At 71.1% G+C, this 14,864-nt stretch carries 15 protein-coding genes; 8 read left to right on the top strand and 7 right to left on the bottom strand.

What is annotated here, in order from left to right:
- Window positions 1-63 precede the first annotated feature (63 nt).
- From F4560_RS36875 to F4560_RS36860, 4 genes are read left to right on the top strand one after another with little or no spacing between them, the layout of a single operon-like run.
- Entirely contained in the window at window positions 64-1,191 is a 1,128-nt protein-coding gene (locus F4560_RS36875) for a LolA family protein (protein WP_184927697.1), read from the top strand.
- A complete protein-coding gene (locus F4560_RS36870; RefSeq protein ID WP_184927696.1) occupies window positions 1,188-2,207 on the top strand; it encodes an ABC transporter ATP-binding protein in 1,020 nt (339 codons plus the stop codon). Before F4560_RS36875 ends, F4560_RS36870 begins: the two co-directional genes overlap by 4 nt.
- Window positions 2,204-3,037 carry an ABC transporter permease gene (locus tag F4560_RS36865; protein WP_184927695.1) on the top strand — a complete coding sequence of 278 codons (834 nt, stop codon included), beginning with the start codon at window positions 2,204-2,206 and terminating at the stop codon, window positions 3,035-3,037. The genes F4560_RS36870 and F4560_RS36865 overlap by 4 nt, the downstream gene beginning before the upstream one ends.
- Before the next feature lie 4 nt (window positions 3,038-3,041).
- Window positions 3,042-3,569 (top strand): GNAT family N-acetyltransferase, encoded by a 528-nt coding sequence (locus F4560_RS36860; protein ID WP_184927694.1) that lies wholly within the window; start codon window positions 3,042-3,044, stop codon window positions 3,567-3,569.
- 243 nt (window positions 3,570-3,812) lie between these two features.
- On the opposite strand, the gene F4560_RS36855 is transcribed toward F4560_RS36860, so the two are convergent.
- The 3 genes from F4560_RS36855 to F4560_RS36845 are packed head-to-tail and all read right to left on the bottom strand — an operon-like array spanning window position 3,813 to window position 7,422.
- Window positions 3,813-4,799, bottom strand: a complete 987-nt coding sequence (locus F4560_RS36855; RefSeq protein ID WP_184927693.1) for an ABC transporter ATP-binding protein — start codon at window positions 4,797-4,799, stop codon at window positions 3,813-3,815.
- A complete protein-coding gene (locus F4560_RS36850; protein WP_376775382.1) occupies window positions 4,799-6,412 on the bottom strand; it encodes an ABC transporter permease in 1,614 nt (537 codons plus the stop codon). The genes F4560_RS36855 and F4560_RS36850 overlap by 1 nt, the downstream gene beginning before the upstream one ends.
- Window positions 6,388-7,422 (bottom strand): thiamine ABC transporter substrate-binding protein, encoded by a 1,035-nt coding sequence (locus F4560_RS36845; protein WP_184929615.1) that lies wholly within the window; start codon window positions 7,420-7,422, stop codon window positions 6,388-6,390. The genes F4560_RS36850 and F4560_RS36845 overlap by 25 nt, the downstream gene beginning before the upstream one ends.
- A 137-nt stretch (window positions 7,423-7,559) precedes the next feature.
- Between F4560_RS36845 and F4560_RS36840 the strand changes: the two genes are divergently transcribed.
- Window positions 7,560-7,853, top strand: a complete 294-nt coding sequence (locus tag F4560_RS36840; protein ID WP_184927692.1) for a 4a-hydroxytetrahydrobiopterin dehydratase — start codon at window positions 7,560-7,562, stop codon at window positions 7,851-7,853.
- Here the strand turns inward: F4560_RS36840 and F4560_RS36835 are convergent.
- The gene (locus F4560_RS36835) at window positions 7,809-9,032 is read right to left on the bottom strand and encodes a mannosyltransferase (RefSeq protein WP_221483770.1); all 1,224 of its coding nucleotides are present in this window, start codon (window positions 9,030-9,032) and stop codon (window positions 7,809-7,811) included. The two genes, F4560_RS36840 and F4560_RS36835, sit on opposite strands and share 45 nt — an antisense overlap.
- Before the next feature lie 368 nt (window positions 9,033-9,400).
- On the opposite strand from F4560_RS36835, the gene F4560_RS36830 reads away from it, so the two are divergent.
- Window positions 9,401-10,027, top strand: coding sequence for a Uma2 family endonuclease (locus F4560_RS36830; RefSeq protein ID WP_184927690.1), 627 nt, complete (start codon window positions 9,401-9,403; stop codon window positions 10,025-10,027).
- Between the two features lie 9 nt (window positions 10,028-10,036).
- Here the strand turns inward: F4560_RS36830 and ychF are convergent, their stop codons facing one another.
- A complete protein-coding gene (ychF, locus tag F4560_RS36825; protein WP_184927689.1) occupies window positions 10,037-11,116 on the bottom strand; it encodes a redox-regulated ATPase YchF in 1,080 nt (359 codons plus the stop codon).
- Between the two features lie 80 nt (window positions 11,117-11,196).
- Here ychF and F4560_RS36820 point away from each other — a divergent pair, with 80 nt between their 5' ends.
- Window positions 11,197-12,501 (top strand): AlkA N-terminal domain-containing protein, encoded by a 1,305-nt coding sequence (locus F4560_RS36820; protein ID WP_184927688.1) that lies wholly within the window; start codon window positions 11,197-11,199, stop codon window positions 12,499-12,501.
- On the top strand, window positions 12,498-12,995 hold the full coding sequence (locus tag F4560_RS36815; RefSeq protein ID WP_312869690.1) for a methylated-DNA--[protein]-cysteine S-methyltransferase: 498 nt from the start codon (window positions 12,498-12,500) through the stop codon (window positions 12,993-12,995). The genes F4560_RS36820 and F4560_RS36815 overlap by 4 nt, the downstream gene beginning before the upstream one ends.
- An 8-nt stretch (window positions 12,996-13,003) precedes the next feature.
- Here F4560_RS36815 and F4560_RS36810 read toward each other — a convergent pair whose 3' ends face one another.
- Together F4560_RS36810 and F4560_RS36805 are read right to left on the bottom strand one after the other, a co-directional pair.
- On the bottom strand, window positions 13,004-13,798 hold the full coding sequence (locus F4560_RS36810; RefSeq protein WP_184927687.1) for a DUF6542 domain-containing protein: 795 nt from the start codon (window positions 13,796-13,798) through the stop codon (window positions 13,004-13,006).
- A 38-nt stretch (window positions 13,799-13,836) separates the two neighbouring features.
- On the bottom strand, window positions 13,837-14,775 hold the full coding sequence (locus tag F4560_RS36805) for a DNA recombination protein RmuC (protein WP_184927686.1): 939 nt from the start codon (window positions 14,773-14,775) through the stop codon (window positions 13,837-13,839).
- Between the last annotated feature and the right edge of the window lie 89 nt (window positions 14,776-14,864).

The following is a 14,864-nucleotide window of genomic DNA, read 5'->3' as shown; positions in this document are numbered from 1 at the left end:
GGCCGTCGGAGCAGTGTCTGGGGTGTCGGGACGCAAGGGGCTGCCCGGTAGGAGGAGGGAACAATGGACCGGAGAAGGGTGACCGTCGTGGCGGCGGCGGCCGGAGTGATCGCCGGAGCCACCGGGCTCGGGGTGCTCGCGATGCCGGCCGGCGCGGGACCCGCACCGGTGCTGCCGGATGTCAGCGCCGAGGCGCTGGTCGAGTCGGTGCTCAACGCCAAGCCGACCGCGTTCGGCGGTTCGGTCGCGGTGAACAACGACCTCGGCATCCCGGCGCTCGCCGGTGTGCCGCAGCTGTCGGACGGCGCGAGCACGGTGCGGATGTGGAGCGACGGCACGGGCAAGATCCGGGTGCAGCTGCCGGGCGGCGACGCGGAGCGCACGTTCGTGGACGACGGCCAGACCGCGTGGCTGTGGAACTCGGCCGAGCAGACCGTGTTCAAGACGCCGCACGGGTCGTTCGAGGGTCAGAAGCTGGAGCTGGGTCAGGAGCACTCCGCGCCGACCGACCCGGTGACGGTGTCACGGCAGGTGGTGGCGGCGATCCAGCAGTACAGCGACGTCACCGTCGACGGCACCGCGCGGGTCGCCAACCGGCCCGCGTACGAGCTGGTGCTGACGCCGAAGCCGACCGAGAAGACGGTGCTGCGCGAGGTGCGCATCGCGGTCGACTCGGAGCTGCGGCTGCCGCTGCGGATGGCCGTGCTGACCAACGGCACGGACGCGCCCGCCGTGCAGGTCGGGTTCTCCGAGCTGAACGTCGGCCCGCAGGACGCGTCGCTGTTCGCGTTCACCCCGCCCGCCGGGGCGAAGGTGACCGAGCCTGAGCTCGAGGAGCCGACGGCGGAGGACAAGGCCGCCGCCGAGCAGGCGTTGACCGAGGCGAAGCCGCAGCTCATCGGTGAGGGCTGGGACGTCGTCGTGGCCGTACGCACCCCGCAGGACGCCCTGGCCGGCTTCGCCGAGCAGCAGGAGCAGCGGGGCCAGGGTCGCCCGCAGTTCTCCGAAGGCGGGGACGTCGACGTCGAGGGCCTGCTGAAGCAGTTGGGCAAGCAGGTCAGCGGCGCCTGGGGTTCGGGCACGCTCATCACCACGCGGGTCGGCGCCGTGCTCGTCGCCGACGACGGCCGAGTGGTCGCGGGCGCGGTGCCGGAGCAGGTGCTGGTGGACGCGATCGGTCAGGTCAAGTGACCACCTCGACCAGCGCACGGGTGGGGTCGACCGCTTCGGCGGCCGGCTCCACCCCGGTCTTCGCGGCCCGGACGCGAGGACTGCGCAAGGTGTACGGGCGCACGGTCGCGGTGGACCGGGTCGATCTCGACGTGCCGGAGGGGGCGGTGCTCGGGATGCTCGGCCCGAACGGGTCGGGCAAGACCACCACTATCCGCATGCTGCTCGGGCTCGTGCGGCCGACCCAGGGGGAGGTCGAGCTGCTGGGGAAGGCGTTGCCCGACGGCGTCGCGCAGGCGTTGCCGCACGTGGGTGCGCTGGTCGAGGGTCCGGGGTTCCACCCCTTCCTGTCCGGTCGGGAGAACCTGCGGCGGGCGGCGGCGTTCGAGCCGCTGCTGGCGAGCGGTGACATCCGGCAGGCCGTGGAGGACGCGTTGGAGCGGGTCGGTCTCGCCGCCGCGGCGCACCGGCGTTACCGCGGGTACTCGCTGGGGATGAAGCAGCGGCTGGGGCTGGCCTCGGCGCTGCTCGTGCCGCGCAGGCTGATCGTGCTGGACGAGCCGACGAACGGCTTGGACCCGGCGGGCACGCGCGAGGTGCGCAAGGTGATCGCGGACCTGCACGAGGCGGGCAGCACGGTCGTCGTGTCGTCGCACCTGCTGAGCGAGATCGAGGCGACGTGCACGCACGTTGCCGTGCTGCACCGGGGAACCGTTGTGGCGCAAGGGGAACTGGCCGAGTTGCTGCACGCGGACAGCAGTTCGCTGCTGATCGTCACGCCGGACGTGGAGGACGCGCTGAGCGCGTTGCGCGCGGGCCGGATCTCGGCGCGGCCCTTCGAGGACGGCGTGCGGGTCGAGCTGATCGGCACGACCGCGCCCGTGGTGCTGGAGACGTTGGTGCACGCGGGGGTCGCGGTGCACGAGGCGCGTCGGCACCGGACCGGCCTGGAGGACCTCTTCGCCCGGCTCACCGAGGCCGAGGAGTCCGACCACAACCTGTCCGCGGTGGACACGATCGAGGAGGGACCCCGATGAGCGCGCTGGTGGCGGTGCGCGCTCCGCTGGGCAGGCAACTGCGCTCGGAGCTGCGCTGGATCCTGCGCCGGCCGCGGACCGTGATCGGGCTGGCTTCGCTGTGCCTGGTGCCGATCCTGGCCGGTGTCGGGCTGTGGTTCGCGACCGACGGCGACGGCCCCGCGGGGCCTGGTCTGGCCGCGATCATCGCGGGCAACGGCCTGGTGCTGCCGGTGTTCACGCTGTTCCTGGCCCTGCCCCTGCTGTTGCCGCTGGTGGGTGCGATCTGGGCGGCGGACGGGCTGGCCGGTGAGGCGCAGCACGGCACGTTGCGGGGGTTGCTGCTCTCGCCGGTCGGGCGGATCCGGCTGCTGGCGATCAAGTCGTTCGGCGTGGCGTTCATGTCGTTGGTGGCGGTCACGTTGATCGCCGTGGTGGGCATGATCACCGGTGTGGTGCTGTTCGGCGGTGACGGGATGCTCACGCTGTCGGGTTCGACGCTGTCGTTCGGCGCAGGGCTCGGGCGGATCGCGTTGACGATCTTGCTGGTCACGGTGCAGGTGTGGGGTGTGGCGGCGATCGCGATGGCGATCTCGGCGTGCACCGAGCACCCGCTGGTGGTGATGGCCGCGACGATGGCCGGTGTGATCGTGTTCGCGGTGTTGGGGCTGTTCAGCGCGCTGGACTGGCTGCACCCGTACCTCATCACGTCGGCGTGGGAGGGCATGATCGACGTCATGCGCGACCCGTTGCCGACGGAGCAGTTGTGGCGCGGCACGGTGGTGGCCGGGTGCTACATCGTGATCGGCCTGTCGCTGGCGGCGATGAGGTTGGCCACCAAGGACAATTAGGTCTGTGGTCGTCGAGGTCGTGGAGACTGAGCGGTTGGTGTTGCGCAAGTTCACCTCGTCCTCGTCCGATGTGGACTTGGTGGCGTGGCTCCTCGGCGAGCCGCGGGTGATGCGGCACATCGAGGACGGCAAGCCGGTGTCACGGGCCGAGGTGGAGCGGGTCGTGCTGCCGAAGGTGCTGGGCGGGCCGGGCTGGTGGGCGGCGCACGAGAAGGCTTCGGGCGCGTTCATCGGCTGGTTCGAGCTGAGCCCGGTCGGCGAGGGGGTGGCCGAACTCGGGTTCCGGCTGCACCCGGACTTCTGGGGGCACGGCTACGCCACGGAGGGCGCGTCCGCGCTGGTCGCTTTCGGTTCGGAGGAAGGGCTGGCGCGGATCGTGGCGTACGCGATGGTGGTGAACACCGGGTCGCGGCGGGTGTTGGAGAAGGCCGGGTTGCGGTACGTGCGGACGTTCCACGAGGAGTGGCCGGACTACATCGAGGGTGCGGAGCACGGGGACGTCGAGTACGCCCTGGATTTCAGCGCCAGGTGATGGCGGCACTCGTCGGCCGTGCTCGGCGAAGTCGCCGGTCGTGTTCGGCGAAGTCGCCGGCCGTGCTCGGCGAAGTCGCCGGTCGTGTTCGGCGAAGTCGCCGGCCGTGCTCGGCGAAGTCGCCGGCCATGCTTCGCAGGGGTCCTCGCCAAGGGGACCCCTGCTTTGATCTTACCGGCGGGGTCTGACAATTCCGGGGTCGGAGACGGGGCCGGCGGGCGTTCAAGCAGATGAATGGTCCATTCAGCCGATGACCGCGACCCCGTCGTGGTCCACCGACAGCCTGACCACATCCCCCGGCGACGGCGGCTCGGCGACCGGCGCCACCGCCTCGAACTCGTCACCGTCAGAGGACCAGTCCGACAGCCGCACCAACAACCGGACGTGGTCACGGCGGTGGACGCGTTCCAGCACCTCCGCCTCGATCACGCCCTCCGGATCGACGCGCAACGCCGTCGCCCGCAGCCCCACCCGACCGTCCACCCCCACCAACGCCCGCGCCGCCGAAGCCGGCAACACCTTGCCGCAGCCCAAGAACCGCGCCGTCTCGACGTCCGCCGGCCGCTGCCACACCTCCGTCGGCACGCCGACCTGCACGATCCGCCCCGCCCGCATCACCGCCACCCGGTCGGCCAGCGTGAACGCCTCGTCGTGATCATGCGTCACCACCAACGCCGTCGCACCCGTCTCCCGCAGCAGCCGCGCCAGGTCCACCGCCAACTGCTCCCGCAACGCCCGGTCCAGTGCGGACAGCGGCTCGTCCAGCAACAACAGCTTCGGCCGTGGCGCCAGCGCACGCGCCAGAGCGACCCGCTGCTGCTCACCACCGGACAACGACGTCACCCGCCGCTTCCGGTAACCCGCGAGACCGACCAGTTCCAGCAGCGAAGACACCCGCTTCTCGCGCGCCTCCCGCTCCACCCGGTGCATCCGCAGCCCGAACGCCACGTTGCCCGCCACGTCCCGGTGCGGGAACAGCTGACCGTCCTGGAACACCAGCCCGAACCCACGCCGGTGCACGGGCGTCCCGGCCAGGTCCACCCCGTCCCACGACACCACGCCCGCGTCGACCGGCTCCAACCCGGCCACCGCCCGCAGCAACGTCGACTTGCCGCACCCGGACGGCCCGAGCAGCGCCACCACCTCACCGTCCGCGATAGCCAAGTCCACATCGGACACAGCGGCGACGGGACCGTACCGGACGCTCAACCCGTTGACCCGCAACGACATCAGAACTCCCCGCCGCTCGGCGCCCGCAGCCGCTCGATCACCAACACCGCCGCGGTCGTCACCACCATCAGCAACGCGCACGCCGCATAAGCCATCTGGCTGTTCAACTCCCCCGGACGCGACATCAGCCGGGCGATCACCACCGGCAACGTCGGCGCGTCCGGCCGGGCCAGGAAGCTCGTCGCGCCGAACTCACCCAACGCCACCACGAACCCGAACCCCGCCGCCGCGAGCAACGACCGCGCCGCCAACGGGAAGTCCACCTCCCACCACACCCGCCACGGACTGGCGCCCAACGTCGCCGCCGCCTGCCGCAGCCGTTCGTCCACCGCACGCAGCACCGGCAGCACGATCCGCACGATCAACGGCGTCACCACCAACGCCTGGGCCAGCGGCACGAGCAGCGGTGACGTGCGGAAATCGCCGGGCAGGGCGTCCATCGTGATCAGGTAGCCGAAGCCGAGGGTCACCGCCGACACGCCCAGCGGCAGCATCAACGCGGTGTCCAACGTCTCCGCGAACCACGAACGGTGCCGCCGCAGCCCCACCAGCACCACCGCCGACACCACGCCCACCAGCAGCGCCACCACCGTCGCGTCAGTGGCCGTGCGCACCGAGTTCAGCGCCGCGTCGAGGCCGGACACCGCCAGCGTGCCGCGCTCCCCCGTGCCGGCCAGCGCCGCGTACCCGGCGAAACTCCAGCCGTCGTCGGTCGCCAGAGACCGCACGATCAGCCCCACGACGGGCGTGAGCAGCGCCAACACCACCAGCCAGGCCGCCACGACCACGCCCCACTCGCCGCCGGTCGGCCGACGCGGCGGCTCGATCCGCAGCGGCAACGCCTTCTCCCGCTTCCGCCGCGCCGCACCGCCGATCACCAGCACCGCGATCACGGCGGCGAACTGCACCAGCGACAACGCGGCGGCGCCCGACAGGTCGAACAGCTGCACCGTGCGCAGGTAGATCTCGGTCTCCAACGTGCGGTGGCGCGCGCCGCCGAGCACCAGCACCACCCCGAAACTGGTGGCGCAGAACAGGAACACCACCGACGCCGCCGACCCGATCGCCGGAGCCAACGACGGCAGCACCACCGACGTGAACGCGCGGAAGCGTGACGCACCGAGCGCACGGGCCGCGTCCTCCGCCCGCCGATCCACCCGCGCCCACAGGCCACCGACCGTGCGGGCGACCACGGCGACGTTGAAGAACGCGTTGGCCAGCACGATCGGCAGCACACCGCCGTCCGGCCACAACGCCCGGAACGCCAGCCCGACCACCACGGTCGGCAGCACGAACGGCACCATCACCGCCGCCCGCACCACCCCCGTGCCGCGCACCCGGCAACGGGCCAGCAGGAACGCCACCGGCATGCCCGTGACCAGCGCCAACACCGTCGCCGCAGCGGCTTGGCCGAGGGTGAACGCGACCAGGTCCCACGTGTCGGCGCGGGCCAGGGCGGGCAGCACGCCACCCTCGCCCAGGCCGAGCGCGACGATCGCCAGCACCGGCCAGGCGAAGAACACCCCCAGGAACGCCAGCGGCAGCAGCGCCGCGAGCGACCAACCCAGCCGTGGGCCCAGCCGTGGACTCAGCTTTGGACCAGCATGCGCCACTGCTGCACCCACTGCTCGCGCTTCGCGTCGACGTCGGCGGCGGGCAGCGATCGGGCGGTGGCGGGCAGCGGCGCGGCCTTCGTCCACGCCTCGGGCAGCGCGACACCCTCACGTGACGGGTAGACGTACATCTGGCCCGGCACGTCAGCCTGGACCTGCTCGCCGAGCAGGAAGTCCACGACCTTCTTCGCGTCCTCGGGGTTCCTCGCGCCGTTCAGCACGCCCGCGTACTCGACCTGGCGGTAGCACGTGTCCAGCAGCGCCTTGGTGCGCGCCGCGCCGTCGTCACCGATCTCCGCGGACGGCGAAGACGCGTAGGACACCACGATCGGCCGCGGGCCCTTGCCGGCGGAACCGGAGAAGTCCTGGGTGTAGGCCTCCTCCCAGCCGCTGACGACCTTCACGCCGTTCGCCTTCAACCGGGTCCAGTAGTCCGTCCAGCCGTCCGCGCCGAACTCGTCGACCGTGCCGAGCAGGAACGCCAGGCCGGGCGAGGACGTCGCCGGGTCCTCGACCACCAGCATGTCCTTGTACTTCGGGTCGGCCAGGTCCGCGTAACCCTTCGGCTCGCCGATGTCCTTGAACGCGGCCACGTCGATGTTCACGCACACGTCGCCGACGTCCACCGCGTGCAGCCGGTTCGGCGGGTCGAGCTGGTAGCGCTGCGCGCCCTTCTGCGCCTCCGGGCTCGCGTACTCGGCGAACACGCCCTCCTTGAGGGCACGGGAGGCGAACGTGGAGTCGACGCCGAACGCGACGTCACCGATCGGGGCGTCCTTGGTGAGCACCAGCTTGTTCGTCACCTCGCCCGCGTCACCACTGGCCAGCGGCTTGATCGTGATGCCGGTGGCGCCCTTGAACTTGTCCAGCAGCTCTGGGGTGAGCGCGAACGAGTCGTGCGTCACCAGCGTGACCACCCGCGCCCCCGGCGGCTGTGTCTCCGTCGCGGTCACCGAACAGCCGGTGAGCAGCGCGAACGCGGTCACCGTGGTCAGCACTCGTCGAAACATCATCTCTCCCTACACCGGCATGACCCGGATCAGGTGTGGACGGTCGAAGGCTCGCGCGCCTTCCTCTCAGCCCGGCGCAGCACCGGACTCCCGTGGCGAACGCGCAGCTTACCCCGCGCGGTGGGACGATCGAGCCCATGGCCGAACTGCTGACCGACGACCAGGTGACCGCCGCACTGACGAAGCTGCCCTCGTGGCAGGCCCAGGACGCCGTGCTGGTGCGCACGGTGGAGCTGGAGAGCTTCTCGCAGGCGCTCCAGGTGGTGAACCGGGTGGCGGAGATCGCGGAGAACGACAACCACCACCCGGACATCGACATCCGCTGGCGCACGCTGACGTTCCGGTGCAGCACGCATTCCAGCGGCGGGATCACCGCGCTGGACGTGTCACTCGCGGAGGAGATCGACGGGGTGCTCGACGTCTTCCTGTGACCGCTCGGCCTGGTTCGCCTGCCTCAGCACCACGGCGACGGTCACGAGCGTGAGCACGCCCACAGCCGGGTACGCCCAGCCGAGCACGGCGTAGTACCAGGGGCGCGGGATGATCCAGATCGACGGCTGGACCTTGAGCAGGAACGAGATCAGGTAGCTGCCGATCGCCAGGATCCACGCGGTCGCGGTGATCGTCGCCAGCCGGTGCTCCGCCCGGTAGACCAGCCACATCAGCGCGGGCACCGCCCACACCCAGTGGTGGCTCCACGAGATCGGCGAGACGAGCAGGCCGAGGAACTGCACGGTGACGATCATCGCCAGCGTGTCCCGCGCCTTGACCGCCGCGTGCAGGGCGAACCCGGTGAGCACGACGGCCACCGCCACCCCGGCCAGGAACACCGGCCCGGTCTCCACGTCGTAGCCGAACGTGCGGGACAGCGCGCCGCGCAGCGACTGGTTGATCGCCGACCCGACCGGGCCGACGCGGGTCGCGTCACCGAGCAGGTGGAACCAGTACTGGTTCGACAGGCTCGGCGAGATCAGGTAGCCGAGCCCCACCGTGCCGAAGAACGCCGCGATCGACCACACCGCCGCCTTGTACCGGCGGGTGACCAGGAAGTAGAGGCCGGAGATGGCGGGCGTGAGCTTCAACCCGGCCGCGATGCCGACACCCGCGCCCTGTGCCCAGCTCCGGGCGCTGACCATCGTGCCGAGCAGGAGGGCCGCGAGCACGAGGTTGATCTGCCCGTAGTTCAGCGTGGTGCGGACCGGCTCGATCCAGATGAACAGGCCGGTCCAGAGCAGCGCGCGGCGGGGGTCGGCGCTGCCCGCCAGCTGCAACGACTTGCGGGTGATGAACCACAGGCAGGCGAGGCTGACCAGCTGCCAGAACCACCGTGCCGCGCCCCACGGCACCCACGAGAGCGGGACGAAGACGAGCGCGGAGAACGGCGGGTAGGTGAACGGGAGGGCGAACTGGTCGGAGAACTCCTTCAGCCGCCACTCGTAGAGCAGACCGGTGAACAGCTCGGGTGAGGCGTTCCGGTAGACCATCAGGTCCACCATGGTCATCTTCGTCTGGAAGGCGACCATCGCCAGGTGTCCGAGCATGGAGAGGCCGAACAGCCACGGCGCGAGCGCGAGTGCCCGTCCCTCCAGTGCACGCAGTCCCACCCTCATACCTCCACGATTGTGTGAATTGCACGACTGTCAGGCCACGAAACCGGGTACCCGGGCGTCAAGACGAGTGGGAGATCAACGCAAGGGGATAACCGCATGACCGCCGACATCGTCGTGTTCACCGTCGCCGCACTGGGCATGCTCGCCACCGCGGGGGGTGTCTTCGCCCTGGCCCGCTACAGCCGCAACCAGGTGCGCTGACGTCACAGCACACTACCTCGGGGCGGTGCGTTCAACGCACCGCCCCGAGGCCTTTCCTGGTACCAGTGGTCAACAGCGTGATCCGGCCACGCCATCGTGCGACTACCCCCGAACCCGACGCCGCCCTAGCGTTCACGAGCGCCACCACGCCTAGGAGCCGATCACCCATGATTGCCGCTCGACTCATCGAATCGCACGATGAATCGCACGATGTCGAGACCACCGACTTGCCGGACTGGATGCGCCCACCGCGCGCGGAAGGCTGGTTCGCGGAGGATCTGGACCGACTCACCGAGGCGCCCCGACACACCGAACTCATCGACGGAGCGCTCGTTTTCATGCTGGCCCCGCAACGGGCGTGGCACAGTCGCATCATCGACAGGCTCACCACAGCCCTTGGAGATGACGCGCCCGACGGTGTCGAGGTCGAACGGGAGATCACGGTCCGACTCGACGCCCGCAACCGCCTTGAACCCGACATCGTCGCCTCGACCACCCCGTTCGAACCGGACCGGACGTGGTTCGAACCGGAGGATGTGATGCTCGTGGTCGAGGTCGTCTCACCCGAATCCGCCTTCCGGGACCGCACGGTCAAGCTGCGGAAGTACGCCGCGGCGGGCATCCGGCACTACTGGCTGGTCGAGGACGAGGCCGACGGCCCGGTCGTGCACGTCTACGAGCTGGACGAGCCGACCAGGTCCTACGCGCCGACCGGCCTCTTCCGCGACTCGCTGCACGTCACAGTGCCGTTCGAGATCGACATCGACCTGGCGAAGCTCATGCCGGCAGCGTGACCCCGCCCGTCAGACGTTGAAGCGGAACTCGACCACGTCGCCGTCGACCATCACGTAGTCCTTGCCCTCGATGCGGACCTTGCCCGCGGACTTGGCGGCGGACATGGAGCCGGCTTCCACGAGGTCCGCGAAGGAGACGACCTCGGCCTTGATGAAGCCTCGCTCGAAGTCCGTGTGGATCACTCCGGCGGCCTGCGGGGCGGTCGCGCCCTTGGGGATGGTCCACGCGCGGGCTTCCTTGGGACCGGCCGTGAGGTAGGTCTGGAGACCGAGGGTGTGGAAGCCGGCGCGGGCCAGGGCGGACAGGCCCGGTTCGTGCTGGCCGATCGACTCCAGCAGCTCGCGGGCGGACTCCTCGTCCAGCTCCAGCAGCTCCGCCTCGACCTTGGCGTCCAGGAACACCGCGTCCGCGGGCGCCACCAGCTCGCGCAGCTCCTTGAGCTTCGCCTCGTCGGTGAGCACGGCCTCGTCGGCGTTGAACACGTACAGGAACGGCTTGGACGTGAGCAGGCTCAGCTCGCGCAGCAGCGAACCGTCCACTTCGGACTGCGCGGAGAACAGCGTGCGCCCGCCGTCGAGGATGTCGCGCGCCTTCTGCGCCGCCTCCAGCGCCGGACGGCGGTCCTTCTGCGTCCGCGCTTCCTTCTCCAGCCGCGGCACGGCCTTCTCCAGGGTCTGGAGGTCCGCGAGGATCAGCTCGGTGTTGATCGTCTCGATGTCGGACACCGGGTCGACCCGACCGTCGACGTGCACCACGTCGGAGTCGTCGAACACCCGGATTACCTGGCAGATCGCGTTGGCCTCACGGATGTTGGCGAGGAACTTGTTCCCCAACCCGGCGCCTTCGGACGCGCCCTTCACGATGCCCGCGATGTCGACGAACGACACCACCGCCGGCACCTCGCGCTCGGAGGCGAAGATCTCCGCCAACCTACCGAGCCTGTCATCGGGCAGCGACACCACGCCGACGTTCGGCTCGATGGTCGCGAACGGGTAGTTCGCCGCCAGCACGTCATTGCGCGTGAGGGCGTTGAACAGGGTGGACTTGCCGACGTTGGGCAGGCCGACGATGCCGAGGGTCAAACTCACGGTGGGTGAGTCTACGCGTCCCCGACGCCGTGTCCGATTCCCGCGAGACCAGACCTCCCGCCCCTGGCAGAGTGGTCGACATGCTCCTCGACGACGAACGCGCGTACCGGGCCGTCGCGGCCCGCGACGCCCGCTTCGACGGGTGCTTCATCCTCGCGGTGCGCACCACCCGCATCTACTGCCGCCCGTCGTGCCCAGCCATGACGCCGAAGCGCCGCAACGCCGAGTTCTACCCCACCGCGGCGGCCGCCCAGTCCGCCGGCTACCGGGCGTGCCGGCGGTGCCTGCCGGACGCCGTGCCCGGCTCCCCGGAGTGGAACCTCCGGGCCGACCTGGCCGCGCGCGCCATGCGTCTCATCTCGGACGGCGTGGTGGAGCGCGAGGGCGTCCCGGGGCTCGCGTCGCGCCTCGGCTACTCGGAACGCCACCTGACCCGCGTCCTGACCGCCGAACTGGGCGCCGGCCCGTTGGCCTTGGCACGGGCCCACCGCGCGCATTCTGCGAGGTTGCTGATCGAAACGACGGACCTGTCGTTCGCCGACATCGCGTTCGCCGCCGGTTTCGCCAGCGTGCGGCAGTTCAACGACACGATCCGCACGGTGTTCGCGGCCACCCCGTCGACCATGCGCTCGGCCCGCACCGCGTCCACCACGGCGGGCCGCATCACGCTCCGCCTCCCGTACCGGCCGCCGTTCGACGCGGCTGGCCTGCTCGCCTACTTCCGCGCCAACGCCATCCCGGGCGTGGAGCACGTCACGGACCACAGCTACGCGCGCTCACTGCGCCTGCCGCACGGCCAGGCGACCGTCTGGCTGGAACCGGCGGCGGGTCACGTGTCGTGCTCGCTGCGGTTGACCGACCTGCGTGACCTGGGCAGCGCCGTGAGCCGGGTGCGCCGCCTGCTGGACCTGGACGCCGACCCGGTGGCCGTGGACGACTTCCTGTCCGCCGATCCGACGTTGCGCCCCTCGGTCCTGGCACGGCCGGGCGTGCGGCTGCCGGGCAGCGTCGACGGCGCGGAAACCCTGCTCCGCGCGCTCGGCCACAACACGCCGGGTGAGCGGCTGGAACGCCCGGACGGCCCGGTCACGCACCTGTACCCGGCACCGTCGGCGATCGACTCGCCGGTGGCGCGGGCGTTGGCGGACGGCGCGTTGAAGGTCGACGTGGGCCGTGACGCCGACGAACTGCACGCCGAGCTGTCGGCGTTCCCCGGCATCGGCCCGTCCGTCGCCTCGTACGTCGTGATGCGCGTACTCGGCGCCCCCGACATCCCTCTGACCAGCCCGACCAGCGCAACCAACTCGACCATCTCCACCAGCGACAACACCGCGTGGCGCCCTTGGCGCTCCTACGCCGCGATGCACCTCAGGAGGACCGCGTGAGCACCGGCCACGTGTCGACCATCGACACCCCGATCAGCCCTTTCACCGCCATCGTCGCCATGGACGGCGCCGTCCTGGCCAGCGGCTGGACCGCGAGCACCGACGACCTGCTGCCCCAGATCTCGCCGTCCCTGCGCCCGACCACCCTCACCACCCGCCGTGACCTGGGCGCGGTGACGAAGGCGGTCCGCGCCTACCACGGGGGTGACCTGGACGCGATCGCCGAGATCCCGGTCCGGCAGCGCTCGGGCGAGTTCATGCAGCAGGCGTGGGACGCCCTCCGCACCGTCCCGGCGGGCAAGCCGGTCAGCTACGCCGACTACGCCCTGCTGGCTGGACGCCCGGCAGCCGTCCGAGCCGCCGCCACGGCGTGCGCCCGGAACGCCGCCACGCTGTTCGTCCCCTGCCACCGGGTGATCCGGACGGGCGGCGCGATCGGCAACTTCCGCTGGGGCTCGGACGTCAAGCGCTGGCTCCTGAACCACGAGTCCTGACGGACCGGTCAGGCCTCGTCGCGCGGGGGGCGGGGCCGACGCGCCGGACGGCCGCCCTCACGGGGCGGTGCGGGACGGCGAGGACGGTCGGCGGAGCCCGCAGCCGGTGGACGCGGACGCTTGGGACGGTCCTCGTCCACAGGCGCGGGACGACGGCGATCGGACTCACCGCCGCGAGGGCGCCTGGGACGGTCCTCCGACGACGGATTCTCGACGCGCTCCGGACGACCGGCCCGGTCGGCACGGTCGGCACGGTCGGCCCGATCCGGACGGTCGGCACGGCGCGGCTTGTCGGGCCTGCGCTTGGCCTCGCGGATCTCGTCCTTCGTCGGCCGGTTCGGGTCCTTCTGGGTCATCACCCGCACGATCCCGAGGATCACCGTGAACGCCGTGGTCAGCGCCATCGCCGGGAACCCGTCGATCAACGGCTTGCCCAGCTTGAGCCCGATCGACGCCAGCCCACCGGCAGGCATGCCCTGGGTGATCATCACGAGCAGCGGCACCACGATCGCCAGGATCAGCGGCGGCTGCACGATCGGGCCGAACATCGAGCGCCGCTCGACGAACACCACCGCGCCGACGCACCCCACGAAGAACGTGATGGCGAACACCAGGCCCACGGTCGGCTCGGCCGAGTTGACGTCGACGAACGTGCCGACGATCGCCACCACGAACGCGATGGCCACCGCCGCCCACCAGGGCAGACCCCGGAAACTGCCGAACATGGCGCGGTCGTTCCAGCGGACGGCGAACGGCTCGTCCTCCGGCTCGCTGCGCGAGTCGTCACGCGTTGCAGCGGTCAACGCACACTCCTAGTTCGGCTCAGTCCCGACACACTCTATTACGCCTCCCGGGCGTCCAAGGGTGCACCAAGGCCCGCTTCGTCCGCCCGCCGCACCAGCGGTAGGGGTGTGACGTCGGTCGACGCGTGGCTCAACGGCTCGACCGCCGCCCGGAATCCCTCCAACGCCTCCAGCTCGCGCCGCCGCGCCGACAGGAACCGCTGGAGGTGCGTGCTGGACAGGTTCACCGCCTCGACGGCGCCGTCCGCGGCCCGGTGCGCGCGGGACGCCGCCGCCCTGACCTCCTCCACGTCGGCCGCCAGCGCCCGGTCGGTCACCGCGAACATCGCCGCGGACGCGATCACCGCGAACCCGGTCGGCCCGCACAGGAACACCCGCCGGTCGAGCAGCCACCGCAGCAACTCCGGGTCGGTGTCGAGGGCCGCCACCACCGCGCCGTCGTTGGGCACGAACATGATCGTCCCGTAGATCGCGTCGGCCCACCGCTGGTAGCCCTTGCCCGCCAACTCCGCGGCGCGCGACCGGATGTTCCGGACGTGCACGCGCAACGCGTCGACCCGCTCGGCCGGGTTGTCGGTCTCCACCGCCTCCGCCCACGTGGCCATGCTCATCTTCGCGTCCACCGGCACCTGCCGGCCGCCGCCGACGTTCAGCACCAGGTCGGGCCGGACCGAACCGCCGCCGGCGACGTCGACCTGGAGGCTGAAGTGGATCCCCTCGCGCAGGCCCAACGCCCGCGCGGTCTCCACCAGCACCTTCTCGCCCAGCTCACCGCGACCGCTGACCGACGAGAACGCCACCTCGTACCGCTGCAACGCCACCCACTGCGCGTCGCCGCGTTCCCGTTCCGCCCTCACCGCGGCCAGCGCGGCGTCCGTGCGCCGAACGCCGTCCTGGTAGAGCCGCCACAGGAACACCAGCGCACCCGCGAGCAGGAGCGCCACGACCACCGCCGCCGTGCTGAGGACCGCTGTCATCCCCCGATCATCGCGCACAGGTGTCCGACCACACGTTCGAGCGACACGCCGAGCGGGGTTCCGGGGTTCACCCCCGCGCGGCCCTAGCG

It is taken from the genome of Saccharothrix ecbatanensis (assembly GCF_014205015.1).
GTDB classification, from domain to species: domain Bacteria; phylum Actinomycetota; class Actinomycetes; order Mycobacteriales; family Pseudonocardiaceae; genus Actinosynnema; species Actinosynnema ecbatanense.
The sequence above is the reverse complement of the archived record's forward strand: the minus strand, read 5'-3'. Positions and strand labels throughout refer to the sequence as shown.